25 protein-coding genes are annotated in these 25732 nt (G+C 68.1%); 13 read left to right on the top strand and 12 right to left on the bottom strand.

Annotation, left to right across the window (positions count from 1 at the left end; all coding sequences use genetic code 11):
- Positions 1-63 precede the first annotated feature (63 nt).
- Genes MRBLAR12_RS16745 through MRBLAR12_RS16755 form a run of 3 tightly spaced genes read left to right on the top strand, consistent with a single transcriptional unit; the run spans position 64 to position 3269 of the window.
- On the top strand, positions 64-1377 hold the full coding sequence (locus MRBLAR12_RS16745; protein ID WP_229992880.1) for an AI-2E family transporter: 1314 nt from the start codon (positions 64-66) through the stop codon (positions 1375-1377).
- Positions 1378-1398: 21 nt separating this feature from the next.
- On the top strand, positions 1399-2637 hold the full coding sequence (ilvA, locus tag MRBLAR12_RS16750; RefSeq protein ID WP_229992879.1) for a threonine ammonia-lyase: 1239 nt from the start codon (positions 1399-1401) through the stop codon (positions 2635-2637).
- A 5-nt stretch (positions 2638-2642) separates the two neighbouring features.
- Positions 2643-3269 (top strand): rhomboid family intramembrane serine protease, encoded by a 627-nt coding sequence (locus MRBLAR12_RS16755; protein WP_229992878.1) that lies wholly within the window; start codon positions 2643-2645, stop codon positions 3267-3269.
- A 156-nt stretch (positions 3270-3425) separates the two neighbouring features.
- Here the strand turns inward: MRBLAR12_RS16755 and greA are convergent, their stop codons facing one another.
- Positions 3426-3920: a transcription elongation factor GreA gene (greA, locus tag MRBLAR12_RS16760; protein WP_229992877.1), complete on the bottom strand. Its 495-nt coding sequence runs from the start codon at positions 3918-3920 to the stop codon at positions 3426-3428.
- A gap of 207 nt (positions 3921-4127) precedes the next feature.
- Entirely contained in the window at positions 4128-4580 is a 453-nt protein-coding gene (locus MRBLAR12_RS16765) for a DUF4307 domain-containing protein (RefSeq protein WP_229992876.1), read from the bottom strand.
- A 108-nt stretch (positions 4581-4688) separates the two neighbouring features.
- Here MRBLAR12_RS16765 and mca point away from each other — a divergent pair, with 108 nt between their 5' ends.
- The 4 genes from mca to MRBLAR12_RS16785 all read left to right on the top strand — a co-directional run bounded on the left by mca (position 4689) and on the right by MRBLAR12_RS16785 (position 8906).
- The gene (gene mca, locus MRBLAR12_RS16770; RefSeq protein ID WP_364747221.1) at positions 4689-5594 is read left to right on the top strand and encodes a mycothiol conjugate amidase Mca; all 906 of its coding nucleotides are present in this window, start codon (positions 4689-4691) and stop codon (positions 5592-5594) included.
- A gap of 90 nt (positions 5595-5684) precedes the next feature.
- On the top strand, positions 5685-6050 hold the full coding sequence (locus MRBLAR12_RS16775; RefSeq protein ID WP_229995685.1) for a hypothetical protein: 366 nt from the start codon (positions 5685-5687) through the stop codon (positions 6048-6050).
- Positions 6028-8244, top strand: coding sequence for a thioredoxin domain-containing protein (locus MRBLAR12_RS16780; RefSeq protein WP_229995686.1), 2217 nt, complete (start codon positions 6028-6030; stop codon positions 8242-8244). Before MRBLAR12_RS16775 ends, MRBLAR12_RS16780 begins: the two co-directional genes overlap by 23 nt.
- Positions 8241-8906, top strand: coding sequence for an HAD family hydrolase (locus MRBLAR12_RS16785; protein ID WP_364747223.1), 666 nt, complete (start codon positions 8241-8243; stop codon positions 8904-8906). The genes MRBLAR12_RS16780 and MRBLAR12_RS16785 overlap by 4 nt, the downstream gene beginning before the upstream one ends.
- Before the next feature lie 156 nt (positions 8907-9062).
- Here MRBLAR12_RS16785 and trhA read toward each other — a convergent pair whose 3' ends face one another.
- Positions 9063-9779, bottom strand: a complete 717-nt coding sequence (trhA, locus tag MRBLAR12_RS16790) for a PAQR family membrane homeostasis protein TrhA (protein ID WP_229995688.1) — start codon at positions 9777-9779, stop codon at positions 9063-9065.
- A 154-nt stretch (positions 9780-9933) separates the two neighbouring features.
- Here trhA and MRBLAR12_RS16795 point away from each other — a divergent pair, with 154 nt between their 5' ends.
- Both MRBLAR12_RS16795 and MRBLAR12_RS16800 read left to right on the top strand, forming a co-directional pair.
- Positions 9934-10695, top strand: coding sequence for an isoprenyl transferase (locus MRBLAR12_RS16795; RefSeq protein ID WP_229995699.1), 762 nt, complete (start codon positions 9934-9936; stop codon positions 10693-10695).
- Positions 10696-10928: 233 nt separating this feature from the next.
- The gene (locus MRBLAR12_RS16800; protein ID WP_229995689.1) at positions 10929-12368 is read left to right on the top strand and encodes a PhoH family protein; all 1440 of its coding nucleotides are present in this window, start codon (positions 10929-10931) and stop codon (positions 12366-12368) included.
- A 449-nt stretch (positions 12369-12817) separates the two neighbouring features.
- On the opposite strand, the gene MRBLAR12_RS16805 is transcribed toward MRBLAR12_RS16800, so the two are convergent.
- Both MRBLAR12_RS16805 and MRBLAR12_RS16810 read right to left on the bottom strand, forming a co-directional pair.
- The gene (locus MRBLAR12_RS16805) at positions 12818-13468 is read right to left on the bottom strand and encodes a GNAT family N-acetyltransferase (RefSeq protein WP_229995690.1); all 651 of its coding nucleotides are present in this window, start codon (positions 13466-13468) and stop codon (positions 12818-12820) included.
- Between the two features lie 48 nt (positions 13469-13516).
- Positions 13517-14341: a hypothetical protein gene (locus tag MRBLAR12_RS16810; RefSeq protein ID WP_229995691.1), complete on the bottom strand. Its 825-nt coding sequence runs from the start codon at positions 14339-14341 to the stop codon at positions 13517-13519.
- 58 nt (positions 14342-14399) lie between these two features.
- Here MRBLAR12_RS16810 and MRBLAR12_RS16815 point away from each other — a divergent pair, with 58 nt between their 5' ends.
- Both MRBLAR12_RS16815 and MRBLAR12_RS16820 read left to right on the top strand, forming a co-directional pair.
- Complete coding sequence (locus MRBLAR12_RS16815) at positions 14400-14957, top strand: prepilin peptidase (protein ID WP_229995692.1); 558 nt, start codon at positions 14400-14402, stop codon at positions 14955-14957.
- Between the two features lie 11 nt (positions 14958-14968).
- Positions 14969-15439, top strand: coding sequence for an NUDIX hydrolase (locus tag MRBLAR12_RS16820; protein ID WP_229995693.1), 471 nt, complete (start codon positions 14969-14971; stop codon positions 15437-15439).
- 136 nt (positions 15440-15575) lie between these two features.
- Here the strand turns inward: MRBLAR12_RS16820 and MRBLAR12_RS16825 are convergent, their stop codons facing one another.
- The 5 genes from MRBLAR12_RS16825 to MRBLAR12_RS16845 form a co-directional block, all read right to left on the bottom strand.
- The gene (locus MRBLAR12_RS16825) at positions 15576-17300 is read right to left on the bottom strand and encodes an MDR family MFS transporter (RefSeq protein WP_229995694.1); all 1725 of its coding nucleotides are present in this window, start codon (positions 17298-17300) and stop codon (positions 15576-15578) included.
- On the bottom strand, positions 17297-18013 hold the full coding sequence (locus MRBLAR12_RS16830) for a TetR/AcrR family transcriptional regulator (protein WP_229995695.1): 717 nt from the start codon (positions 18011-18013) through the stop codon (positions 17297-17299). The genes MRBLAR12_RS16825 and MRBLAR12_RS16830 overlap by 4 nt, the downstream gene beginning before the upstream one ends.
- A 179-nt stretch (positions 18014-18192) precedes the next feature.
- Positions 18193-19629 (bottom strand): class II fumarate hydratase, encoded by a 1437-nt coding sequence (locus tag MRBLAR12_RS16835; protein ID WP_229995696.1) that lies wholly within the window; start codon positions 19627-19629, stop codon positions 18193-18195.
- Positions 19630-19700: 71 nt separating this feature from the next.
- The gene (locus tag MRBLAR12_RS16840; protein WP_229995697.1) at positions 19701-20315 is read right to left on the bottom strand and encodes a carbonic anhydrase; all 615 of its coding nucleotides are present in this window, start codon (positions 20313-20315) and stop codon (positions 19701-19703) included.
- 9 nt (positions 20316-20324) lie between these two features.
- Positions 20325-21059 carry a DUF4245 domain-containing protein gene (locus MRBLAR12_RS16845; protein WP_364747512.1) on the bottom strand — a complete coding sequence of 245 codons (735 nt, stop codon included), beginning with the start codon at positions 21057-21059 and terminating at the stop codon, positions 20325-20327.
- A gap of 194 nt (positions 21060-21253) precedes the next feature.
- Between MRBLAR12_RS16845 and glpX the strand changes: the two genes are divergently transcribed.
- Both glpX and galE read left to right on the top strand, forming a co-directional pair.
- Positions 21254-22276: a class II fructose-bisphosphatase gene (glpX, locus tag MRBLAR12_RS16850; RefSeq protein WP_175460428.1), complete on the top strand. Its 1023-nt coding sequence runs from the start codon at positions 21254-21256 to the stop codon at positions 22274-22276.
- Positions 22277-22416: 140 nt separating this feature from the next.
- Complete coding sequence (gene galE, locus MRBLAR12_RS16855) at positions 22417-23391, top strand: UDP-glucose 4-epimerase GalE (protein WP_364747227.1); 975 nt, start codon at positions 22417-22419, stop codon at positions 23389-23391.
- A gap of 46 nt (positions 23392-23437) precedes the next feature.
- Here the strand turns inward: galE and MRBLAR12_RS16860 are convergent, their stop codons facing one another.
- Complete coding sequence (locus tag MRBLAR12_RS16860) at positions 23438-24409, bottom strand: lipid II:glycine glycyltransferase FemX (protein ID WP_364747229.1); 972 nt, start codon at positions 24407-24409, stop codon at positions 23438-23440.
- A 4-nt stretch (positions 24410-24413) separates the two neighbouring features.
- Positions 24414-25703 (bottom strand): mannose-6-phosphate isomerase, class I, encoded by a 1290-nt coding sequence (gene manA / locus MRBLAR12_RS16865; protein WP_364747231.1) that lies wholly within the window; start codon positions 25701-25703, stop codon positions 24414-24416.
- Positions 25704-25732: the final 29 nt, after the last annotated feature.

The raw sequence follows: 25732 nt of genomic DNA on the forward strand, positions 1-25732 counted from the left end.
GGCCCGGCCCCACCAGCCGGTTGCTGGTTTCCTATTAACCGGCCGCTGCGGAATCATGGGGCTATGACGCCAGCTGAGGACGCCGTACCCGCCACAAGCCCTTCCCCTTCCGCGGCCGGGACGGGGGCGCGTGCCGGGGCCCGGCCCCGGACCGACCGCGAGATCGACCAGGACATTCCCTACGGTGTGCGGATCGCCGCCGCCTGGGCGTGGCGCGCCGGGCTGATCCTGCTGGTGGTCGGGGGCCTGGTCTGGATGCTGAGCCACGTCAGCTTCCTCATCATCCCCGTCATGGTGGCCGCCCTCCTGTCAGGGCTCCTCAGCCCCGCAGTGCGCTGGATGGCCAAACGCAGCGTGCCCAAGGGGCTCGCCGTCGCCATCACGGTGCTCGGCTTCATCGGCATCATCGTCGGTGCCCTGACCCTGGTGGGGCGCCAGCTCATGCAGGGCTTTGGTGAGCTGTGGTCCCAGGCGCTCACGGGCGTGCAGCAGGTCCAGACCTGGCTGTCCGAGGGCCCGCTCCACCTGACGGCCGCACAGATCGACAAGTACATCGAGGACGCCACCGCCGCGCTGCAGAACAACAGCAGCAGCATCCTCAGCGGGGCCCTGACGTTCGGGAGTACGGCCGGGCACTTCGCCGCCGGCCTGGTCCTGGCGCTGTTCATCCTGATCTTCTTCCTGCTCGAAGGCGACAGGATCTGGGCCTTCCTCGTCAGCCTCATGCCCCGGAAGGCGCGCCGCGCCACGGACGGTGCGGGCCGCCGCGGCTGGACTTCCATGGTCAGTTACGCCCGCATCCAAATGTTCGTCGCGTTCGTGGACGCCGTGGGAATCGGCGTCGGCGCCGCCATCATTGGCGTGCCGCTCGCGCTGCCGCTGAGCGTGCTGGTCTTCCTCGGTTCCTTCATTCCGGTGGTCGGTGCGCTGGTCACGGGCGCCATCGCCGTATTGCTGGCACTGGTCGCCAACGGGCCCGTCAACGCCCTGATCATGCTGGCGATCGTGCTCGGCGTCCAGCAGCTCGAAAGCCACATCCTGCAGCCGCTCGTCATGGGCAAGGCCGTCTCCCTCCACCCCGTGGCCGTGATCCTGTCCGTCGCGGCGGGCTCCTACCTCGCCGGGATCCCCGGCGCATTGTTCTCCGTTCCGATCCTCGCCGTAGCAAACTCGTCGATTCGCTACATCGCGGGCAGAACGTGGGAACATGATGAAGTGCTGGCAACCGCGGGACCAGAGGGCAGCCCTGCCCTCGAACCCGGCGCAGACGCCACCTTCACAGACGTCCACCTGCCGGGCGGAACCCCCGGCCGCGAGGGCGCCGCACCCAACAGCGGTGCTCCAGGCAGCGATGCCGGACGGGGCACCAGCGCCTGATCCGAAGAAGGAGAACAGTTCGTGAATACCCTTGAGAGCCTGCCCGTCACGCTGGACGCTGTCCTGGAGGCGCAGAAGCTGCTCGACGGGATCATTACGCGGACGCCCGTGGAATCATCGCGGGCCCTCGGCAGCACGGTGGGCGGCGAGGTCTTCCTCAAATGCGAAAACCTGCAGCGCGCCGGCTCCTTCAAGGTCCGCGGCGCCTATGTGCGGATGGCCAAGCTCTCCGACGCCGAAAAGAAGCGCGGCGTCGTGGCGGCCTCCGCCGGAAACCACGCCCAAGGCGTGGCTGTCGCAGCCAAGAGCCTCGGCATCAAGGCCCGGATCTACATGCCGCTCGGCGTCGCACTGCCCAAGCTTGCCGCCACCCGTAGCCACGGCGCCGAGGTGGTGCTGCACGGCCACAACGTGGACGAGGCGCTGGCCGAAGCCAAGCGCTACGCCGACGAAAGCGGCGCCGTCTTTGTCCACCCGTTCGACGACGTCGACGTCGTCGCCGGCCAGGGGACGGTGGGGCTGGAAATCCTCGAACAGGTCCCCGACGTCGATACCATCCTCATGGGCGTCGGCGGCGGCGGCCTCCTCGCAGGCGTTGCCGTTGCCGTGAAGGCACGCGCCAAGGAACTTGGCCGTGACATCCGCATCATCGGCGTCCAGGCCGAGAACGCTGCCGCCTACCCGCCCTCGCTCGCCGCCGACGCCCTCGTCCCGCTCAAGAAGGTCTCCACCATGGCGGACGGCATCGCCGTGGGCCGGCCGGGCCAGCTGCCGTTCAGCATCATCCGCGAGCTCGTCGACGACGTCGTCACGGTCAGCGAAGACGCCCTGGCCAGGGCGCTGATCTTCCTGCTGGAACGCGCCAAGATGGTGGTGGAACCCGCCGGGGCCGTCGGCGTCGCGGCGCTCATGGAAGGCAAGATCGAAAACCCCGGAACCGTTGCGGTGGTTCTCTCAGGCGGCAACATCGATCCCATGCTGATGCTCAAGGTCATCCAGCGCGGCCTCTCCGCCGCCGGCCGGTACATGACCGTGCGGATGATGCTGGACGACCGTCCGGGCTCGCTGGCCACAATCGCCCGCATCATCGCCGAAAACGACGCCAACGTCACGGGCCTGGACCACACGCGGGTGGGCGGCTCCATCAGCATGGGCGACGTCTCCATCACCGTCAACCTGGAAACCAAGGGCCACGAGCACTGCAGCCAGGTCCTTGCGGCGCTGCGTGCCGAGGGTTTCCAGCCGATCGTGGTGCACTAGGGGCCATGGTGACGGACGGGTCCCCGGGACGGCCGCCGGGAGTGGGGGACAATGCCGCGGCACGGGCCCGCCGGGGTCTGCTGGTGGTCGGTTCCTTCGTGGTGCTGCTCTACCTGATCGAGATCGTCAACACCGCGCTGTTCCACTCCCTGAACCGCACGTTCGGGCTGCGGCCGCGCAGCCTGGACGGGTTCCTGGACATCCTGACGTTTCCGCTGCTGCACTCCAGCCTTGCCCACCTGATGTCCAACACGCTCCCGCTCATCATCTTCGGGTTCCTCGTGTTCCTCTCCGGGCGGCGGGTGTTCATCACCGCCCTGGCCGCCAGCTGGCTGGCGTCCGGGCTCGCGGTGTGGCTCATCGGCGGCGCCAGCATCACGGTCGGTGCCTCCGGCCTGGTGTTCGGACTCTTCGCGTTCCTCCTGGTCCGCGGCTTCATCAACCGGAACTGGTGGCAGATCGTGCTGTCCGTGGTGCTGTTCATGGCCTACGGCGGCATCCTGTTCGGCGTCCTGCCCACCGTGGCCAGTTTTATCTCGTGGCAGGCCCACCTGGGCGGCGCGATCGGCGGCGTCGCGGCCGCACTGCTGCTGAGCACCCGGCGCCCGGGGGCGCTGCCCGCCGGACGCTGACAACCCGGGGGAGACCCTGCACCCTCGCGCCAGGCTGTCGCGCCAGGCTGACCCGCCAAAACAGGCGGAAAACACGACGCCGGCCGCCCCGCGAAGGGGAGACCGGCGTCGCTGTTTCGTGAAAGTGTTCCGTCACGGACGGAACGTGTTGCGGTGTCAGCCGGCGTACGGCTTGGCGGACATGATCTCCACCGTGATGTCCTTGCCGTTCGGGGCGGTGTAGCTGAGCTTGTCGCCCTCCTTGTGGCCGACGATGGCCGCGCCGAGGGGGGACTTCTCGCTGAAGACATCCAGGTCCGAGTCGCCGGCGATCTCGCGGGAGCCGAGGAGGAAGGTTTCCTCGTCGCCTGCGATCTTGGCCACGACGATCATGCCGGGCTCGACGATGCCGTCGTCGGCCGGTGCCTCGCCGACGTGGGCGTCCCGGAGAAGGGCCGTGAGCTGGCGGATGCGGGCTTCGATCTTGCCCTGCTCCTCCTTGGCAGCGTGGTAGCCGCCGTTCTCCTTGAGGTCGCCCTCCTGGCGCGCAGCTTCGATCTTCTGGACGATTTCTGCCCGGCCGGGGCCGGAAAGGTTGTCCAGCTCTGCCTTCAGGCGGTCAAAAGCTTCCTGGGTAAGCCAAGCCGCAGTTGCGCTGTTGGTGGTAGACACGGACTTCTCCTTTGGGTGGTCATACAAGCAAAGACCCCGCCACGGTGGCCACTTTTATGACGCAGTAACCAGCTCAGCGGGGGAAAGGTATTGATCCATTGTAGTCAATGCTGTGGATAAACCAAAGAGCACAGCGGCGTGGGTCACACCGTGTTACAGGCCGCTTCAGCCGGCTTCAGTCTACGTGCGGCCGGCGCTTGCCGCGGTCTACTTCCCGGCGTCGGGAATCCAGCAGCTGTCCACGACACCGGAGACCGCCTGGGATTCCGTGCGCAATTGGGTGCGGTGGGCGGTGGTGCGACCGCCGTCGGTGCCGACGTCCGCCGCGTTCGGCCCGATGTCCACGACCTTCCAGCCGACGATCGCGAACTTGGAGTCCATGGCCTTGACGGCGCATTTCGCATCCGCAGCGGGGTCCTTGGTGACCTGGAAGTCGATTTCCGTCAGCGTGGCGTCGGGGGTGCTGTAGCCGACATCCTTGAAGCTGACACTATCGGTGGCGGCCGAGGTCGATACCCAGGCCAGGAAGGCGACGCCCACGGCAAGGGCGGCGATCAGGATGTTGCGTTTGGCCTTGCGGGTCAGCGCGCGCTTTTGGCCGCCGTATCGATTGGCTAGGCTGGTAGGTGCCGGCGCGGCAGGCTGATCCTCGGAAGTCACCAGTCCAGTTTAGTGTGGATCGGACCGGGATTTTTCCGTGGCGGCTGGCCGCACAGATCAAGCCGCACTCCAACAGAGCAGAACAGCAGAAAGAGGAGCCGTCCCACGATGACAGCATCCCCCAGCCCGTCAGCACCGCTTCGCCTGCTGGCGGTCCATGCTCATCCCGACGACGAATCCAGCAAGGGTGCCGCCACGATGGCGATGTACGCCGCCGCCGGTGTGGACGTCATGGTGGCCACATGCACCGACGGCTCCCGCGGCGACATCCAGAACCCCGCGATGGAGGGACAGCCGCACCCCAAACGCGACATGGCCGGGGCGCGCCGGCTCGAGATGGACGCCGCCGCGGAGGTCCTCGGCATCCGGCAGCGCTGGCTCGGATTCGTCGATTCCGGGCTGCCGGAGGGCGACCCCCTGCCGGCCCTGCCGCCCGGGTGCTTCGCCCTGCAGCCGCTGGAGCGGGCGACCGCGCCGCTGATCCGGCTGGTCCGGGACTTCAAGCCGCACGTGATCCTCAGCTACGACGAGAACGGCGGCTACCCGCACCCGGACCACATCATGGCGCACCGGGTGGCCGTCGAGGCCTTCGCCGCCGCCGGTGATCCGGCCCGGTACCCGGGCATCGGGGAACCCTGGGAGCCCAGCAAGCTCTACTATGATCGTGCCTTCAGCCCGGACCGCTTCCGCGCCCTCCACTCTGCGCTGGAAGAGGCCGGCCTGCAGTCGCCGTATGCGGAGCGGCTGGCCGCCTGGCTGGAAGCGGACGCGGAAGGGCACACCCCGCCGCCGCCGACGCACCCCACCACCACCCAGATCGAGTGCGGGGACTTCTTCGAAGCCCGCGACGACGCGCTCCGCTCCCACCGCACCCAGGTGGACCCGGAAGGATTCTTCTTCGCGGTCTCCGCGGCCATGCAGCGCAAGGCCTGGCCGTGGGAGGACTACTCCCTGATCGAGTCCAGGATCCCGGCGGAACTGCCCGAAACGGACCTCTTCGCCGGGCTAAGATAGAGACGAAAGGGCTCTTCTATCCCGCGTAGAAAAGACGCGGTAGAAAAGGCGCCGTAGAAAAGACACCAGTTTCCACAGAAGGTTTTCACCGTGCACTCCTTGCTCATCGCTCTGGCAACAACCCCGGCGCCGACCCCAACGCCGTCGCTGCGCCCGGGCCTGTCCGAGGACCAGGTCACCCCGGGTCTGCTGGGCTTCCTGCTGACCGCCTTCATCGTGGTGTTGACCGCGCTGCTGATCGTTGACATGGTGCGGCGTATCCGCCGGGTCCGCTACCGTGCCCAGGTGGAGGCCGAGCGGGCGGCCGCCGAGGAAGCATCCGGGGAAGCAGGGGCCCCGGGCGGCGTGTTCCCTGCCGACGGCGCCGCCTTCCGCGCTGACGGCACGGCGTTGCCCGCCGACGGCGGGGTTTCCCGGCCGGAAGTCAACGGCGATGCGGGACCCGGAAACCGCTGACGGCGGTTCCCCCAACCCGCTGTCCGGGGCCTCGAATGCCCTGGCGGCGGAACCCTCTGCGTACCTGCGCCAGCACGCTGGCAACCCAGTGCACTGGCAGCCGTTCGGTGACGCGGCCTTCGCCGCAGCGACCGCCCGGGACGTGCCGGTGTTCCTCTCAATCGGCTACGCGGCCTGCCACTGGTGCCACGTCATGGCGCATGAATCCTTCGAGGACCAAGGCACCGCCGACTACCTGAACGCCCACTTCGTCTCCATCAAGGTGGACCGCGAGGAGCGCCCCGACGTCGACGCCGTCTACATGGCCGCCACGCAGGCGATCAGCGGCGAGGGCGGCTGGCCGATGTCCGTTTTCCTCCTGCCCGATGGCCGGGCCTTCCATGCCGGGACCTACTTCCCGCCCCGGCCCATGCCGGGCCGTCCGTCCTTCCGGCAGGTCCTTGAGGCCGTGAGCGAGGCCTGGACGGAACGCCGCGGCGCCGTCGAGGCCAACGCAGCCACCCTGGCGCGCGGCATCGCCGCGTCCCAACCGGCCGCCGCCCTGCGCCTTGACGGGCCGCCCGAGCCCCTGGACGCCGCGCTCCTGGGCGTTGCCGTTGCCTCCCTGTCCGGCTCCGAGGACGAGGCCTATGGCGGTTTTGGCGGGGCGCCGAAGTTCCCGCCCGCGGCCGTGCTCGAATTCCTGATCCGGCACGCCGCGGTGCCCTCGACAGCCGCGGCCCCGGACACCGCCGCCGCGGCCCGTGACATGGCCGGGCGGACCCTTGCGGCCATGTCCCGCTCGGCGTTGTTCGACCAGCTCGACGGCGGCTTCGCCCGCTATTCGGTGACCCGCGACTGGTCCGTTCCACATTTCGAGAAGATGCTCTACGACAACGCCCAGTTGCTGCGCGTCTATGCCCACTGGGTCCGGCTGGGCGGCACGCCCGAGTACCCGGCGGCCGAGGCCGCAAGGATCGCCGGGCACACCGCCGACTGGCTCCTGGCCCGCCTCGGGCTGACGCCTGATCCTGCAACAGGCCCCGCGACGGGCCCTGCAACGGACCCGGACGCGGGGGTCGTGGCCCTGGCGTCGTCCCTGGACGCCGATACGGTCGTCGACGGCGTGCACGCCGAGGGGGCCAGCTACCTGTGGACCCCCGAGGAGCTCAAGGCGCTCCTGGGACCGGCCGACGGCGCCGCCGTGGCGGCCCTCATGAACGTCCGCACGCCCGGAAGCGTGAGCGCCGACGGTTCGCCGCTGCATCCGGGCCGGGCGGTAACCGGCGGGGACGCCGCGCTATGGCAGCGGGCGGGGCCGCTGCTGGCGCAGGCGCGCAACGGACGGCCCCAGCCCGGCCGGGATGACAAGGTGGTGGCCGGCTGGAACGGGCTCGCCGTCGCGGCCCTCGCCGACGCCGGTGCCGTCCTGGCCCGTCCTGAGCTTGTGGACGCCGCGGAACGGATCGCGGACTACCTTGAACGCGTGCACTGGCGGCCGGCGGACGGCCCCGGCAGGCTCATGCGCGTTTCCCACGACGGGGCGGCGCGCGGAATCGGCGGCTTGCTGGAGGACTACGCCTTCTGCGCCGAGGGGCTGTTCGCGCTCTATGGGGTTACCGGGCACACCCGCTGGTATGAGCTGGCCGAGGCCATCCTGGAGGCTGCCTGCGGGCGGTTCGCAGCCGACGGCAGCCTGAGGGACGCGGCCGGGGAGTCGGTGCAGGTCACGGCCGCCCAGGGCGGCCGGGACGGTCTGGAGCTGTTCGACAGTGCCACCCCCAGCGGCGCCGCCGCACTGGCCGGTGCCCTGCTGACCCACTCGGCCCTGTCCGGCTCTTCCGAACACCGCACCCTGGCGGCCAACATCCTCGCCCTGCTGCTGCCTCCGCTCGCGGTCCGGGCGCCCCGCGCTGCCGGCTGGCTGCTCGCGACCGCCCAGGCCGCCCTCGCCGGTCCGGTCGAGGCCGCCGTCGCCGGGCCGGACATCCCGGATCGGGCCGCGCTGCACCGGGAGCTGCTGCTCTCGGCCAGCCCCGGGCTGGTGATCGCGGTCCAGGACGACGGCGCCGCCCGGCCAGTGCCGCTGCTGCGGGGCCGCGGCGCGGGTCCGGACGGTGGCCCACAGGTGTTCCTGTGCCGTGGCATGGTCTGTGACCTACCGACGGGTTCGGTCGAAGAGATGCGCGAGCGGCTGGCTAGGATGTCCTCATGACTGGTCCGGACGGTTTTGAGCTGGTGGTGTTCGATTGCGACGGGGTGCTGGTTGATTCCGAGGTGATCGCCATCCGGGTGGACCAGCGCGTGCGGGCAGATCTTGGCTGGGACCTGGAACTCGAGGAAATCGTGGAACGGTTCGTCGGAAAGTCCGAGGCGCACTTTGTCGCCGCGGTTGAACAACAGCTCGGTGTCCGGCTGGCCGACGGCTGGGACCAGGACTACGGGCGCTGGTACCAGGAGGCGTTTGAGCGCGACCTCGAAGCGGTCGACGGCATCGAGGAGGCACTGGACCGGCTGTCCCTGCCGCATTGTGTGGCCTCCAGCGGCAGCCACGACAAGATGCACCGGACCCTTGGCAAGACCGGGCTGCTGCCCCGCTTCCAGGGCCGCATTTACAGCGCCACGGAGGTCGCCAACGGCAAACCGGCCCCGGACCTGTTCCTCCACGCCGCCGCAAGCCTCAACACCGCGCCCGGACGCTGCGCCGTCGTCGAGGACAGTGCCTACGGCGTCCAGGCCGCCCGGGCGGCCGGAATGCACGTTTTCGCGTACGCCGGGGGTGTCACGCCGGCCGCGCGCCTGGCCGGTCCCGGGACCACCGTCTTTTCAGACATGCGGCGTCTCCCCGAGCTCATCGCGGCAGGGCGGCACGGCTGAGCCGGCCCTCGACGCTGAAATTCCCCACCTTTGAAGTCGGCGCCCGGCGTGTCGGGCCGAACCGCCGGTGAGCCGCGGCGTCCCTGCCTCAAAGGTGGGGAGAATCCGCGGGGTGCCGAGAGCCAGTGGCAGTCCTGAGCCCAAGGCCCGGCGGAGTCAGCCCAGGACCGCGATGGCAATGGCGATGTAGTGCGCGGCGAAGGCAAAGACCGTCAGGGCATGGAAGAGTTCGTGGAAGCCGAAGTGCTCGTAACTGAAGTTTGGTTTCTTCAGCGCATAGAAGACAGCCCCGGTGATGTACAGGACGCCGCCGACGCAGATCAGCACCGCCGAGGCAACATTGGCGGCGAAGAAGTCCGGAAGATAGAACAGCGACCCGCAGCCCAGCGCGATGTAGATCGGCACGTAGAGCCACCGCGGGGCGTCGGTCCACAGCAGGCGGAACAGCACGCCGAGGATGGCACCGGACCAGATGACCCACAACAGCACTTCGGCCTTCTGCCGGTCCAGCAGGGCCCAGGCGAGCGGCGTGTAGCTTCCGGCGATCACCAGCATGATGTTCGTGTGGTCCAGCCGCTTCAGGACGATCTTCACGCGCGGTGACCAGTTCCCGCGGTGATAGACGGCGCTGACGCCGAACAGCAGGACCCCGGTGACGGCATAGACGGCGCAGGCGACCTTCAGGTCCGGCGGCGCCAGGATCACCAGCACCAGCCCGGCGGCCAGCGCCAGCGGAGCGGTCACGGTGTGGATCCAGCCTCGCCATTTGGGCTTGATCATCAGCAGTTCGGCAAGTCTCACCGCGGCGTCGTCCACCGGGGTTCCCCGTTTCGGCGGAGGCTCCGGCCGGGGCTCAAGACTGTTGCTTTCCATGCCGCAATAATAACCTACGCCCTAGTAAGTTACCGGCGAGTAACAAACACTCCGGGGCTGCCTGGTGGCGGACCTGCACCCGGCAAGGCCCGCCGGCAGGTAGCCTAGGATGTGCACTGAACAAGTACCTCAAGGAAGCCAGGTGAACCTCCGGATGGAAATGCCCGGGCTCCTCTACGGCTTTTACGAGCGCAAACTGCAGCGCTCCCTCGACCCGGAGCGGATCCCCCGCCACGTCGGCGTCATGGTCGACGGGAACCGGCGCTGGGCCCGCCAGTTCAACGCCCCCACAAGCCAGGGACACCAGGCCGGCGCGGACAAGATCCACGAATTCCTCGGCTGGTGCCAGGAGTTGGGCATCAAGGTGGTCACCTTGTACATGCTCTCCACGGACAACATGAACCGCTCCGGCGAGGAACTCGACCTCCTGATGGGTATCATCGCCAACACCCTGGACCGGCTGGACGAGGACGCCAACATTTCGGTGCACGCCATGGGCGCCCCCGAACTGCTGCCGGACTATCTCGCCGAGCGGTTGAACAAGCTCACGGCGCGCACGCCCGCGCACGAAAGGCTGCACGTCAATGTCGCCGTCGGCTACGGCGGACGGCGGGAGATTGTCGACGCCGTCCGGGAACTGCTGCACGACGCCGTCGCCCGGGGTGCGGACATCGGAAAACTGGCCGACGATCTCACCGTGGATGACATCTCCCGCTTCCTCTACACTCGGGGCCAGCCGGATCCTGAGCTGGTGATCCGGACCTCCGGGGAACAGCGGCTGTCCGGGTTCCTCATGTGGCAAAGCGCGTACAGTGAGTTCTACTTCTGCGAGGCCTTGTGGCCGGCGTTCCGCAAGGTTGATTTCCTGCGCGCCCTGCGCGATTACGCCGGCAGGCAGCGCCGCTTCGGCGCCTGAGCCGTTCACGCGGAGTTCACAAGAAAGCAACAAGAATCGCCGGAAAATAATCGGACAAAACCACTCCCGGAGACGTACGTTAATCCCATCGGCGGGCAATTCGCCGGCCGATCGGGGAGGCCAGTACATGGAGCGGATTTTCGCACCGGGTGTATGGGAGGCCGCGTCCGGCCTCCAGGCCGAGCCGCCTCACCAATAACAATTCCGGGCATTGCCCCGGGGCTGGAGTCGATGTGGCTATTTCTGAGCAACTGCCCGACGTCATTTCCGATCAGGGACAGAAAGCTACCTCTCGCGCCAAGCGAGCCACCTCAAAGACCGGTGCAGCAGATTCCGCTGCGGCCGGTCTTGCTGTTTCCGGGGAAGGAACAGGGAGCCGGGGCACGGCCCGCAGTTTCGTGATCGACACCTCCGTGCTGCTCTCCGATCCGCGGGCCCTCCTGCGCTTCGCCGAGCATGAGGTCATCCTGCCGATTGTCGTCATCACCGAGCTCGAAGGAAAGCGCCACGACCCGGAGCTGGGTTACTTCGCGCGCAAGGCGCTCCGGCTGCTCGATGACCTGCGGCTCGAGCACGGCGGCCTGGACCGTCCCATCCCGCTTGGCCCCGACGGCGGCACGCTCATGGTGGAGCTGAACCACATCTCCGCCGAGGTGCTGCCCGCCGGCTTCCGCGGGGTGGATAATGACAGCCGCATCCTCGCGGTGGCCAAGAACCTGGCCAACGAGGGCCGCGACGTGACGGTGGTGTCCAAGGACCTGCCGATGCGCGTCAAGGCCTCCGCGATGGGGCTGCTGGCCGACGAATACCGCAATGAACTCGTCAAGGACTCCGGCTGGACCGGCGTCGCGGAGCTGGACGCGGGTGAGGACGAGGTTGCGACCCTCTACGGGCACGAGCCGGTTTTCATCCCGGCCGCGGCCGAGATGCCGACCAACACCGGGCTGGTCCTGCTTTCCAGCCGCGGCTCGGCCCTCGGGCGGGTAGGGGCGGACAAGCAGGTCCGGCTCGTCAAGGGCGACCGCGACGTCTTCGGGCTCCACGGCCGCTCGGCCGAGCAGCGGCTGGCGATCGACCTCCTGATGGACCCGTCGGTCGGCATCGTGTCCCTCGGCGGCCGCGCCGGCACGGGCAAGTCCGCGCTGGCCCTGTGCGCCGGGCTCGAAGCCGTCCTGGAGCGCCGGGAACACCGCAAGGTGATCGTCTTCCGGCCCCTGTACGCGGTGGGCGGCCAGGAGCTGGGCTACCTGCCCGGATCCGAAGCGGAAAAGATGAACCCCTGGGCGCAGGCCGTCTTTGACACCCTGGGCGCGCTGGTCAGCCAGGAGGTCGTGGAGGAAGTGATGGACCGGGGCATGCTTGAGGTCATGCCGCTGACCCACATCCGCGGACGCTCGCTGCACGACGCGTTCGTGATCGTCGACGAGGCGCAGTCGCTGGAGAAGAATGTGCTGCTGACGGTGATGAGCCGGATCGGGCAGAACTCGAAGATTGTCCTCACGCACGACGTCGCCCAGCGGGACAACCTGCGGGTCGGACGGCACGACGGCGTGGCGGCCGTCGTCGAGACGCTGAAAGGGCACCCGCTGTTCGGCCACATCACGCTCACCCGCTCGGAGCGTTCGCCGATCGCGGCACTGGTGACGGAGCTGCTGGAGGGGGCGGAGATCTAAGCCCGTTCCGGTTTGGGGCCGTGGTCCGGTTTTGCCGGGCCACGGCCCTTCGCCGTTGTTGGGTTGCCGGGGTTGGCTGCCGGGGTTGGCTGCCGGGCCACGGCCTTTCGCCGTCGCTTAGACACGTCGCATGGGACCCGCTGCGGTCGCTGGGCGACCTCCGGGGCCCGATGCGCCGCGATGCGCTCCTCTACGAAAGACCGCGTCCCGGCACTTCTTTCGCTGTTGGCTGGCTGCCTTCTCGCGAGGGTGACCTTAGCGGGGCTGCGGTGTCCCGCTAAGGAGCGCATCGCCGACCAAAGCGAAGCGAAGGTCGCCCAGCGACCGCAGCGTAGCGACGGGAGGTGTCTAAGCGACGGCGGGTTGCCGCGGGCCCGGCAAACCCAACCACGGCAACACAGCGACGGGAGGTGTCTAAGCGACGGCGGGTCGCCGCGGGCCCGATTGGGCTATTTCTTGATGCCCAGGTACTTCGCTGTGGCGTCGTGGCCCTGTACCTGCAGCTGCCAGTCCGGGCGTTTGAAGGTGGCGGGGGTGAGGCGGACGTTTTGGACCTCCTGGGCCTTGCCGCCCCACACGGCGCGGGTGACGCCGTTGAGCTCGTAGCCGAGGGAACGTGAGACGCCCAGGGACTGCTGGTTCCAGGCGGCGGCCTCGGATTCCGCCACTTCTGCGCCGAGCCAGTCGAAGGCATAGAGGGCGACGGCGGCCCGCATCTCCTTGCCGAGGCCGCGGCCTTGGGCGCTCTGGCGGAGCCAGGAGCCCGTGGTGACCGTCTTCCGCGTGGCGAAGTCCTTGGCCGCGATGTCCTGGCAGCCAATGAACTCGCCGTCGTGCCAGATGCCGAGCAGCAGGGTCCAATCCCGGGGGCTCATGCTGCCGCGGCACCGCCAGTACCACTGCGCCATGTTGGTTCCGAGCTCGTTGGGCGGGGCTTCGGTCCAGGGGTTGCTGAACGGGTTCCGGCCCGGCTCGTGAACGCCGCCCAGGGAGGCCTCGACCGCGGCCGGAATTTCCTCGTCGCGGATGGGGCGCAGCTCCAGGTGCGGCGTGGTCAGGGTCAGGCCGAAAGGGGGCCAGTAGTCGGCAGGTCCAGTCATCGCAGGAAGCCTAACGGTGCCGGCGGCCGGATGCCAGTCACAGACCGGCTATTCCGCGGGAACGTCCCAGCTGATGTGGCGACGGACGTCGGTGAGGTTCATCGATTCGGCGAGGAACAGGTCATCGAGCATGTATTCGTCCACGCCCAGGATCCTGAGCCAGTGGCCGTAGCCGGCCGGCCCGTCGCCGGCTCCCGGCTCGTCCAGCCAGCGGCTCGCAACGCAGACGCCCGTGCCGGCGTCGATCCTCAGCAGCGTGCGTCCGGGCCGGCAGAGCGGGGCAGCCGGATCGGCTGGGCGGTACGAGGGGTTCGGGCTGACCGTGGTTTCCAGGGCGGGCCGGCCCTCGTGGTCAACCTCCGTGATGGGGCCAAGCTCCACGGCGTTGGCGTTGGGGAACTCCAGCGGGACAGGGGAGTTGCCTGCGAGCTCCACCGGGTCCAGGGCTGCGGCGAACCGGCCGTTCCCGAAGGACGGCTCGCCGTAGGCTGCCTCCGGGCGGCGGCGCACCAGGCCGTCGTCGTCGTACACCGGGGTGACCAGATGCGGCGGCAGGAGCCAGGTCTTCCTCGTGGAACTGACATAGAAGCCGCCGCGTGAATCGTTGATGCCGGTGGTGCTGGCGATCACCAGCCCGTCGGCGGTCTCCAGCCGCAAGGCGCCGGGCCTGCGCAGCCACGCCCTGATGAGGCCGTCGGGCAGGGCCGTAGGGGAGCTTGCGGAACTCGTGAGCGGCCGGTCCAGGTACTCGAACCTCAGTGACTGCCACTTCCAGGGCGAGGACCGGCACAGGTGCCGGAAGGCCGCAGCCGGATTCGCCGGGCCGCGGGGCGCGAGCGGCCCGCGCCCGTTCCTGCTGTCCCATGCGGCCATATCCACAGTTTACGCGCGGGGACCGCCGGGCCGGACGAATATCCAGTAGCATCCGAGAGTGATCGAACGACTCGGCACCCTGGGCGCCGCCAACCCGCTGGCCTTCTGGCTTGCCCTGGCCGCGTGCGCCTATTTCTTTGTGATGGCCATCCGGCTCACCGTCATCGATGTCCGGCACCACCTGCTCCCGGACAGGATTGTGTTTCCGTCCTATGCGATCGCCGGAGTCCTCCTGCTGGGCGCGGCCGCCAGCCAGCTGCTTCCCGGCGGCCAGGACGTTGCCGGCACGGCGGACGCCGGAGTGTTCGGTGTGCCGGGGCTGCGTGTCCTCGCCGGCGGGGCGGCCCTCTGGCTCTTCTACTTCCTCCTGCACGCGGTGTATCCGCCGGGAATGGGATTCGGCGACGTGAAGCTCGCAGGCGTCCTGGGAATGTACCTGGGATTCCTGGGCTGGGGGCACGTCATGGCCGGGACCTTTGCCGCGTTCGTCCTCGGCGGGCTGTGGAGCCTCGGAATACTCGCGGCGCGGCGCGGCAATTTGCAGTCGGCCATTCCCTTCGGGCCGTTCATGCTGGCCGGCACGGCGGCCGCCATGCTGCTGATTCCGGCCAGTTAGGCCGACACGGCATGGCCACCCCGGATTTCATCCTGAAACTGCGCGAGAAGATCGGACACGAGGCCCTCTGGCTGCCCGGCGTCAGGGCAGTGGTGTTCGACGGCGCCGGCCGGGTCCTGCTCGGCCAGCGCGCCGATAACCGGCAGTGGGGCCTGATCACCGGGATCCTGGAACCGGGCGAGGACCCGGCGCCGGGCCTGCTGCGGGAGATCCTCGAAGAGACCGGCGTGGTGGCCGCGGTGCAACGGCTGGTGTCGGTGGATGCTGTGGGTCCGGTCCGCTATCCCAACGGCGACGTGTGCCAGTTCCTGACCCTGGTGTTCCGCTGCCGTTTCGTCTCGGGAGAGGCCAGGGTCAACGACGACGAATCCCTCGACGTCGGATGGTTCCATCCGGAGGACTTCCCGGAGCTCATGCCCGGGCATCTGGAGATGATCCGGCGGGCCGCCGACCCCGCCGGCGACGTCCACTACCGCCGCTGACCCCACACCGGGCTGCCGGCCCTGACCGGCCCGGCACGCAGCAGGGGCGCCGCAACCCCCAAAGATTGCGGCGTCCCTGGCTGGCGCTGGCCGGCACCCGCTGGCGGGCGCCGGCGGGCGGGCCGAAACCGGACCGTCAGCCGCGCAGGCTGGTGAACGCGTCGTCGCGGCTGGGCTCGTCGGCGTTGCTGTGCGCGGCGGGCCCTTCCGGCTCGTCGCGGTTCGGGTCCTCCGAGCTTTCGGTGCCGTGGCGGGCTGCCGCCCGTTCCGCCTCGAGCCGCTCGGCTTCCTCTCCGCCGACTGCTTCTCCGCGGGCCACCATGCCGGCGGTGTCCGAGAGCGGGATCTGCTTGAGGGTCAGGGCCAGGATCAGGGCGATGCCCAGGAACGGCAGCAGGTACCAGAAGACCGGGGCCAGCGAGTCCGCGTAGGCGTTGACGATCGCATCCTTGAGCTGCGCCGGGAGTTGGCTGAGCATCTGCGGGTCCATCGTCCGGGTGGACTGCGACGCCTGCTCAGCGGACGCCCCCGCGCCGGTGAAGGCGTTCGTCAGGGACTCGGAGAGCCGGGTGGTGAAGATGGAGCCGAACACTGCGACGCCGAGGGATGCGCCGACCTCACGGAAGTAGTTGTTGGTGCTCGTTGCCGTGCCGATCTGGTCTGCAGGCACGGAGTTCTGCACCACGAGGACAATCACCTGCATGATCGAGCCCAGGCCGGCGCCGAAGATGAACAGCTGCACGCAGATGACCCAGATGGGGGTGGCAGCCGTGAGCGTGGTCAACCACAGCATTGCCGCGATGGTCAGGGTGGCACCGAGGACCGGGAACAGCTTGTACTTGCCGGTCTTGGAGATGCGGATGCCGGAGAAGATGGCCATGCCCATGAGCCCTACCATCATGGGCAGCATCAGCAGGCCGGATTCGGCGGCGGAGGTCCCGGAGGACATCTGCAGGAAGGTCGGGACGAAGGCGATCGCCGCGAACATGCCCAGGCCCAGGGTGAAGCCGATGGCGGTGGAGTTCACGAAGATGCGGTTCTTGAACAGGCTCAACGGAATGATGGGGTCCTCGGCCCGGCGTTCCACCAGGACGAAGGCGGTTGCGGCGAGCACCAGCCCGGCGCCGAAGGCCCACGTCAGCGGCGAATCCCAGCCCTCGTCTTTTTTGCCGCCGAAGTCGGTGAAGAAAATCAGGCACGTGGTGGCCGCGGAGAGCAGCAGCACGCCCAGGATGTCGATCCGTTTCTCGGCCTTCTTGTTGGGCAGCGTCAGGGTGAACCAGGCAATGGTGAACGCGGCGATGCCGATCGGGATGTTGATGTAGAAGGCCCATTCCCAGGTCAGGTGGTCCACGAAGAAACCGCCCAGCAGGGGCCCGGCGACGGCGGAGAGGCCGAAGATGGCACCCAGCGGGCCCATGTACTTGCCGCGCTCCTTGGCCGGAACGATGTCGGCGATGATGGCCTGGGACAGAATCATCAGGCCGCCGCCGCCGAGACCCTGGACGGCACGGAAGATCACGAAGCCCCAGAAGTCCGTGGCGAGGGCGCAGCCGACGGAGGCGAGCGTGAAGAGTCCGATGGCGACGAGGAACAGGTTCCGGCGCCCCAGGATATCGCCGAACTTTCCGTAGATCGGCATGACGATGGTGGTGGCCAGCAGGTAGGCCGTGGTGATCCAGGCCTGGTGTTCCACGCCGCCGAGCTTGCCGACGATCGTGGGCATGGCGGTGGACACGATGGTCTGGTCAAGGCTGGAGAGCAGCATGCCCGCGATGAGGGCGGAGAAGATGATCCAGATGCGTTTCTGGGTCAGCAGCAGCGGCTCGGCTGCTGGTTTGGTGCTGACGGCGGCGCTCATTGCGCTCCTTCGGAAGGGTTGAACTGGGCAGTGTCGGAGTAAGCGGTCCCGGAGCCGGAGGTATCGGATGGGGACATGGTGAACGGCAGGGAGAAGAGTGTGCGGGCGGCGGCAATGTTTTCCAGCAACATGGCCCTGTACGGGCGGGTGTTGCCTTCGGAGAAGTAGTCGGCGCTGGTTTTCCGGGCAACGTTGCCCAGGAGGACAACGGCCATGCGGACCACGGGATGGTCGGCAGCGACGCCTTCCCTGGCCGCGAGCAGCCGGGCGAACTCTGCCTCGCGTTCCTCGGTGGCGCCGATGATCCGGAGCATCAGCTGCGGCTCCTTCTTGATCACGCCGATCAGCTGGCGGGTCTCTTCCTCGGAACCGCTCATCCGTTCGGACAGATCGAGGGACAGCCGCACGAGGTCGTCGAGGAGTGAGGCCGATATTTCGCCGGGAGGCGATCCTGCGCCGCCTGCCATGAACCGTGCCACCACCCCTTCCGGAAAATCGTCATCGACGTGGCCGAGGATCGCGTCTTCCTTGGCGGGGAAGTAGTTGAAGAAGGTCCGGCGGGAGATGCCCGCCCGCTCGCAGACTTCCTCCACGGTGTAGCCGCTGAGGCCGCGTTCGGCGGTCAGGGAACGCGCGACGGCGGTGATGCTCGCCCGTGTTGCGGCCCGCTTGCGCTCGCGGAGGCCCCCCGTGTTAGTTGCACTGTTTTCCATAGAGTGTATTTTTGCACTTATTACTTAATAGTGCAAAAGATGGCCGTTGCCGACGGACGGGCACGAGCGGGGAACCGCCCCGATTCCAGGGTGCAGACATGCCGGCGGCCGGCACCCTTCCAGGAAAGGTGCCGGCCGCGGATGGTCCCAACAGGGGGGGGCGTCGCCGCCCGGAGCCGCTACGCCTTGTGCGGCGGGCGCGTCATGGACATGACGTCCAGGGCCGTGTCCAGCTGCTCCTCGGTCAGTTCGCCGCGCTCGAGGAAGCCCATGGAGACGACGGTTTCGCGGATGGTCAGGCCCTCGGCCACGGCCTTCTTGGCGATCTTCGCGGCGTTCTCGTAACCGATGAACTTGTTCAGCGGGGTCACGATCGACGGCGAGGCCTCCGCGAGGAAGCGGGCGCGCTCCACGTTGGCGGTGATGCCGTCGATCATCTTGTCGGCCATGACGCGGCTGGTGTTGGCCAGCAGGCGCACGGATTCAAGGAGGTTGGCGGCCATGACCGGGATGCCGACGTTGAGTTCGAATGCGCCGTTGGTGCCGGACCACGCGATGGCGGTGTCGTTGCCGATCACCTGGGCGCAAACCATGATGGAAGCTTCGCAGATGACCGGGTTGACCTTGCCGGGCATGATCGAGGAGCCGGGCTGCAGGTCCGGGATCGCGATTTCGCCGAGGCCGGTGTTGGGGCCGGAGCCCATCCAGCGCAGGTCGTTGTTGATCTTCATGAAGGAGATCGCAATATTGCGCAGCTGGCTGGAGGCTTCGATGAGCCCGTCCCGGTTGGCCTGGGCCTCGAAGTGGTCGCGGGCCTCGGTCAGGGGCAGCCCGGTGTCGGCCGCCAGCAGTTCGATCACGCGCTCGGGGAAGCCGGCCGGCGTGTTGATGCCGGTGCCCACAGCGGTTCCGCCAAGCGGGACCTCGGCGACGCGGGGGAGGGAGGCATTGATGCGCTCGATGCCGTAGCGGACCTGGGCGGCGTAGCCGCCAAATTCCTGGCCCAGGGTGACGGGGGTGGCGTCCATGAGGTGCGTGCGGCCGGACTTCACGACGTCCTTGAATTCGGCAGCCTTGCGCTCCAGCGACCCGGCCAGGTAGCCGAGGGCCGGGATCAGGTCATTGATCAGCGCGGACGTGGCGGCAACGTGCACGGAGGTCGGGAAGACGTCGTTGGAGGACTGTGAAGCGTTGACGTGGTCGTTCGGGTGGACAACTTTGTCACTGCCGGCGGACTTGAGGGCCCGCGAGGCGAGCTCGGCGATGACCTCGTTGGTGTTCATGTTCGAGGACGTGCCGGACCCGGTCTGGAAGACGTCAATCGGGAAGTCGCCGTCGTACTTGCCCGCCGCGACCTGGTCGGCGGCGTCGGCGATCGCCTGGGCGAGCTCGCCGTCGAGCACCCCCAGTTCGGCGTTCGCCTGGGCGGCAGCCTTCTTCACCCGGGCCAGGGCTTCGATGTGGGCGCGCTCCAGGGTCTTGCCCGAGATCGGGAAGTTCTCGACTGCACGCTGCGTCTGTGCGCGGTACAGGGCGTTCACGGGAACGCGGACTTCGCCCATCGTGTCGTGTTCAATGCGGAACTCTTCGGTGTTCAACTCATCTGTGGAAGTCATGGGGCTAGCTTATTGGGAGTGGGAGTCCCATCGAAAACCGTGAACGGCCTGCAAGGGCCGGGCGCCGGGGTTTATAGCCGGCCGATGCTGGAGACGAGGTCGGCCCTGCCGTCATTAAGGCTGTATGCGAGACCGATCACGGCAGTGCGGCCGCTGTCGATGGCGCCCGAAATCACCCGGGAACTGTCCACGAGCCTCTGCGAGGTCTGCTTGACGTTTTCGACCACCATGTCGTTGATGTCGGTCTGATTGTTACGCAGCGAGGTCAGTACGGACGGGGTGATCCGCTCCACCAGGCTGCGCATGAATCCGACCGGCATCTGACCTGTTTCAACGGCCGCCTTGGTCACGGTGACGGCACCGCAGTTGTCGTGGCCCAGGACGACGATCAGCGGGACGTCCAGTTCGCTGACGCTGTATTCCAGCGAGCCGAGCACGGCATCGTCGATCACCTGGCCGGCGGTGCGGACGACAAATGCGTCCCCGAGGCCCAGGTCGAAGATGATTTCGGCGGCGAGCCTGGAGTCGGCGCAGCCGAAGATGACGGCGAAGGGGTGCTGGTTTTCTACCAGCGACGAGCGCCGCGACGCGTCCTGGTTGGGGTGTGATGACGTGCCGGCGACAAAACGCTTGTTGCCTTCACGGAGACGTTGCCAGGCGAGCGCGGGAGTCAGATAAGTAGCCACGTGGCCACTTTACGGTGAAGGGGTGGCCGAAGGGGAAACTGTTGCGCCCGGCGTGCTGGACCGTGCCCCGGCGGGAGGATTGCTTTCAAGCGACTTCACCACTGCGTCGGCCAGGGTGGAGAACTCCTCCAGCGTCGCGGATCCGGACAGGATCACGGTGGTGCCGCGTTCGGTCAGCACCATGGATTTCTCGCCCTTGCCGGTGTCACGCAGTTCCCAGTCCCGGCCGCCCGCGTTACGGGTGCCGGTTACCGGCGCGTTGTTGGTCTGCTGCAGCAGCCACGTGGGGTTGGCCTCGCGGGCCTGCACCAGGGCGATGAAGGATTCCTTGGGCGTCAGATACCCGACTTCCCAGGCGGGGACGCCGCTGCCGGCGCCGGACTGCCAGCGGGCGTAGTTGGCGCGAAATGTGTCGCCGGTATCGGCCGCCACAGGTGTGAACCCCGCCACACCCGCGGCGTTCTGTGCGATGGCACTGACGTTGATGTTGGGCCGGTAGCCGTCGGCCTTGGGGGAGGGGTTCATGAGGACGATCGGCAGGAACGCGGCGATGCTCACCACCAGGGCGATGATCATGCCCATGACGGAGGCATTGGCGCGTTTGGCCGCCGCGGCGGCGATGACGGGCTTCACCGGTGGCTGTCCGGAAGTGTCCGGGCCTGTCGCGGGGGAGCTGCCAGCCGGAGAACCGGGGGCGGCGGGGGACGTGTCCTGCAATTCGCTCACCCCTCCATAGTCGCGCATGTCCGGGCCGATCTCACATTCGCGGCGCAGCGGCCGCCCGGAGGTGAAGTGCGTCACGCGCCTGTCATCCCATGACCTTGCGCGCCCGCCCCGACTATGATCAGTATCAGACGAATCACCGCGACGGATCGATCCTGGCCGTACGGGTTCAACGACCGCCACTCGAAGAAGAGGTTCACGTGACACCAGCGCCCATGTCCCAGAAGTACTCCACGCTTTCCCCCTCGCTTGCCGTCGGGATCGACGAGCCTGACCGCAACCTCGCACTCGAACTTGTCCGCGTCACCGAGGCCGCGGCGATCGCCGGTGGTCACTGGGTAGGCTTCGGCGACAAGAACAAGGCCGACGGCGCCGCCGTGGACGCCATGCGCTCCTTCCTGCAGACCGTGCACTTCAACGGCGTCGTGGTCATCGGTGAGGGCGAGAAGGACGAAGCCCCGATGCTGTTCAACGGCGAGCACGTCGGTGACGGCACCGGTCCCGAGTGCGACGTCGCCGTCGACCCCATCGACGGAACCCGGCTGACCGCCCTCGGCATCAACAATGCCCTGGCGGTCCTGGCCGTGGCCGAACGCGGCTCCATGTTCGACCCCTCCGCCGTGTTCTACATGGAAAAGCTCGTCACCGGCCCGGAAGCGGCCGACATGGTTGACCTGCGCCTGCCGGTCAAGCAGAACCTGCACCTGATCGCCAAGGCCAAGGGCGTCAAGGTCAACCAGCTCAACGTCATGATCCTGGACCGCGACCGGCACCGCCCCCTCGTGGAGGAAATCCGCGAAGCCGGCGCCCGCACGAAGTTCATCATGGACGGCGACGTCGCGGGGGCCATCGCCGCTGCGCGCGCCGGCACCGGCGTCGACGCCCTCATGGGCATCGGCGGAACCCCGGAAGGCATCGTCGCGGCCTGCGCCATCAAGTCCCTCGGCGGCGTCATCCAGGGCCGCCTGTGGCCCACGAGCGACGACGAGAAGCAGAAGGCGATCGACGCCGGTCACGATCTCGAGCGCGTGCTCTCGACCAACGACCTCGTCTCCAGCGACAACTGCTACTTCGCGGCCACCGGCATCACCGACGGCGACCTCCTCAAGGGCGTCCGCTACTCCAAGGACAAGGTCCTTACCCAGTCCATCGTGATGCGCTCCAAGTCCGGCACCATCCGCTTTGTCGACGGCGAGCACCAGGCCAGCAAGTGGGAAGGCTACGCCCGCAAGAGCTAGCACCTGCGCGGCAGCACTGAACGGCACCACTGAATACAGCGAATCCCGGGCCGCCTCCGCGACCCGGGATTCGCCGTCTTAATCGCGGTTCTGATGCCGCGGTGCGGCGCCAGAGGCACCGGATTAGATAGGGTGGAGCCATGACGTGGCTCGTAACTGGCGGTGCAGGATATATCGGTTCTCATGTGGTTTCCGCGTTGCGCGGGGCCCGGATCCAGCCGGTGGTGATTGACTCCCTCTCCAGCGGGCACCGCGAGTTCGTGCCGGCCGACGTGCCGTTCATCCACGGCAGCATCCTCGACGCCGACCTCGTGGCCCACACGCTGCGGCACCATGCGGTGACCGGCGTGATCCACCTGGCCGGTTTCAAGTACGCCGGGGTTTCGGTCCAGGAGCCGCTGCTGACGTACGAACAGAACGTCACAGGCACCGCGCAGCTGCTCAAGGCCATGGAACTCACCGGCGTGGACAAACTGGTCTTCTCCTCATCCGCGGCCACCTATGGCACGCCCACCGGCGACGTCGTCACTGAGGACACGCCCACCAACCCGGAATCGCCCTACGGCGAGAGCAAACTCATCGGCGAATGGCTGATCCGGGACCAGGGCCGGGCGCGGGGCCTGAACCACACCTCGCTGCGGTACTTCAACGTGGTCGGCTCCGGCTCGCCCGAGCTCTACGACACCAGCCCCCACAACCTTTTCCCGATCGTGCTGCGGGCTCTCACCGCGGGCCAGACGCCGCGCATCAACGGCATCGACTACAACACGCCGGACGGAACCTGCGTGCGTGACTACGTGCACGTGGCCGATCTCGCCACCTCGCATGTGGCCGCCGCCCAGGCCCTCGCGGCGGGCAAGTCGCTGGAGCGTGTGTACAACCTCGGATCCGGGGACGGGCTGTCCGTACGCCAGATCATGACGGCGATGGCGAACGTCACGGGAATCGACTTCGAACCGGAAATCGGCCCGCGCCGGGCGGGGGATCCGGACCGGATCGTGGCCGACGGCACGCTGGCTGCCCGCGATCTCGACTGGAAGATGCGGCACTCCGTGGAGCAGATGGTGGCCAGCGCCTACGACGCCCAGCGGCACGCGATCACTGCCGCCAGCTAGCGCCGCCAGCCAACGCCGCCACCGGGACGCTGTGCCGGCAGCGTCCTTAGCGGTTTGCCAGGGCCCGGGACCGGGCGCGCAGCCTCTTTGCGAGCTGAGCGCCCTTGCGGGCCAGCTGGTAGCTGCCGTAGCGCACCTTCCGGACCGGCAGGTCCCATGTTCCGGGATACGCGATCCCGCGGCCGCCGAACGACTTCTTGAACGCCGTGAACCCGGCCCATTTGTGCTCGGGCTCATCCGCGGGCGCCACGCCCCAGAGGTCCACGTGCTTGAGGCCCTTCGCCTGGGCGTCCTCGATCAGGGTGACGAGCAGGGGGATGCCCGCGCTGAGCTTGCGGTGGGTGGCATCAAGGGCGGCATGGGCGTAGGTCCGGGTGTCGGCCGAGTCGTAGGCCAGGGCTGCAGCAATGGGGTGGCCGTCGAGCTCTGCGATGAACAGCGTCGCGGCACCGGCCGGCATCAGCGAGGCGGCCACCTGGGTCAGGTACTCGTCACTTTGCGGCTTGAACCCGTTGCGGGCGGCCGTCATGTGCAAGAACTCCAGGAGAACGGCGATCTCTGCCGGATCCTGGCTGGAGCGGAATGTCACGCCCTTCTTGTGGATGTTGCGGAACAGGTTCCGGTTCGCGGGCTTCATATCCGCCAGGACGTCCTTGAAATCCCGGTCGAGGTCCACAATCCAGCTGAGCTCTGGCTGTTGGCTGACCGGGGCCGGCTGCAGGCCGCGGCTGCGGAGTACGGCGTCGGCCTCGGCGGCAGTGAAGCCTGCGGTGACCGGCTCAATCCGGACAAACACGGCCCCGCTGGCCCGGGCGAGGTCCGTCAGGGCCGCCAGTGCGGCATCGAACGCCGCCAGCGACTCGGCCACCGGACCATAGGGGGAGTACAGCAGTTTGCCGGCCGGATTGGATTCCTCGACCGCAAGGAAGCGCCACCCGGAGCCGGACTGTTCGTGGACCGTGCGCCCCAGCGCGCGCTGGAACTGTGCCCACTGCGGGCTTTGCAGGAAATAATCCATGGTGTCAGGCTTCCAATGCGGTGGTGACGGCAAATGCGAGGGCGGGGCCGGTGGCGCCGGAGACGGCGTGGACGTTGACCGGGGCCTCGGCGGCGGGCAGGAAGGCGCTGGCGCCCCGTTCCAGCCGCAGCTCACCCTTCGGGGAGTCGAGGCGGACGGAGCCGGCGGTGACAATGACGACGGCGGCACCGGACTGCGCCAGCGGGACGGGCTCCGCTCCGGGCGCCAGTTCAATGCGCTGCAGCTGGAATTCCCGGAACGGCGGGCGGTAGAGTTCCTGGCCCAGCATTGTGGTCTCGGCGGGGAGCATGGGCACGGCGACGGCCTCGAACGCGACCGTTCTGAGCAGTTCCGGCACGTCCACGAATTTCGGCGTGAGCCCGCCGCGGAGCACGTTGTCCGAGGACGCCATGACCTCGATCCCGAGGCCGCGCAGGTAGGCATGGACGTTTCCGGCCGGCAGGTAGACAGCCTCACCCGGCGCCAGCGAGATCCGGTTCAGCAGCAGCGAAATCAGGACGCCCGGGTCTCCGGGGTAGTCATGGTTGAGGTTCACCACCGTGGTCAGCTCCGCCACGTGCGATCCCATGGGCGCACCGGAGACGAGGGCGGCCACGATCATCGCCGTGGCCTGCGAGACGTCCTCGCCGCCGGCGATGAGCCGCTCGAAGGCCGAGCGGAGGGCCGCGGGCTCGTCCGGCTGCGCCAGGTCTGCGAGCAGCATCGGAACAAGCGGCGGCAGTTCCAGCCCGGCGAGATCGAAGCACGCCGCCACGTGCAGGAAGACCGCGCGAGATTCCGCGGCCGGCCGGAAACCGCAGAGCGCCTCGAACGGTGTCAGCGCGAAGATCATTTCGGGTTTGTGGAAGGCGTCCTTGTAGTTGCGTTCCGGGGCGGCAGGGTCGACGCCGGCCGCCTCCTCACGTGCGAAGCCCTCCCGGGCCTGGGCGAGCGTCGGGTGCACCTGCAGGGACAGCGGCGCCTCGGCCGCGAGGACTTTGAGCAGGAACGGCAGGCGCGGACCGAATGCGGCCACGCTCGCGCTTCCTAGGCTGTGTTCCGGGTCCTCGGCGATCAGGGTGTCCAGCGCGAGCCGCCCGTCGTCGCGCGTTTCGGGCGCGTGCCGACCGGCACCCCCGGCCGCCGGCGTCAGCGCGACGGAAGGGGAGTCCGGATGGGCGCCGACCCAGAGCTCCGCTTCGGGACCGCCGGAAGCGGGCCTGCCCAGCAGTTGGGCGATGGCTGTCGGGGAGCCCCAGGCATAGGGCCGGAGGACGTTCTCAAGTTCGTACATGGCCTGGTCCCTGTCTCGTCAATGAATGT

The organism is Arthrobacter sp. LAR12-1-1.1 (genome assembly GCF_040676555.1).
In the GTDB taxonomy this organism is placed as follows: domain Bacteria; phylum Actinomycetota; class Actinomycetes; order Actinomycetales; family Micrococcaceae; genus Arthrobacter.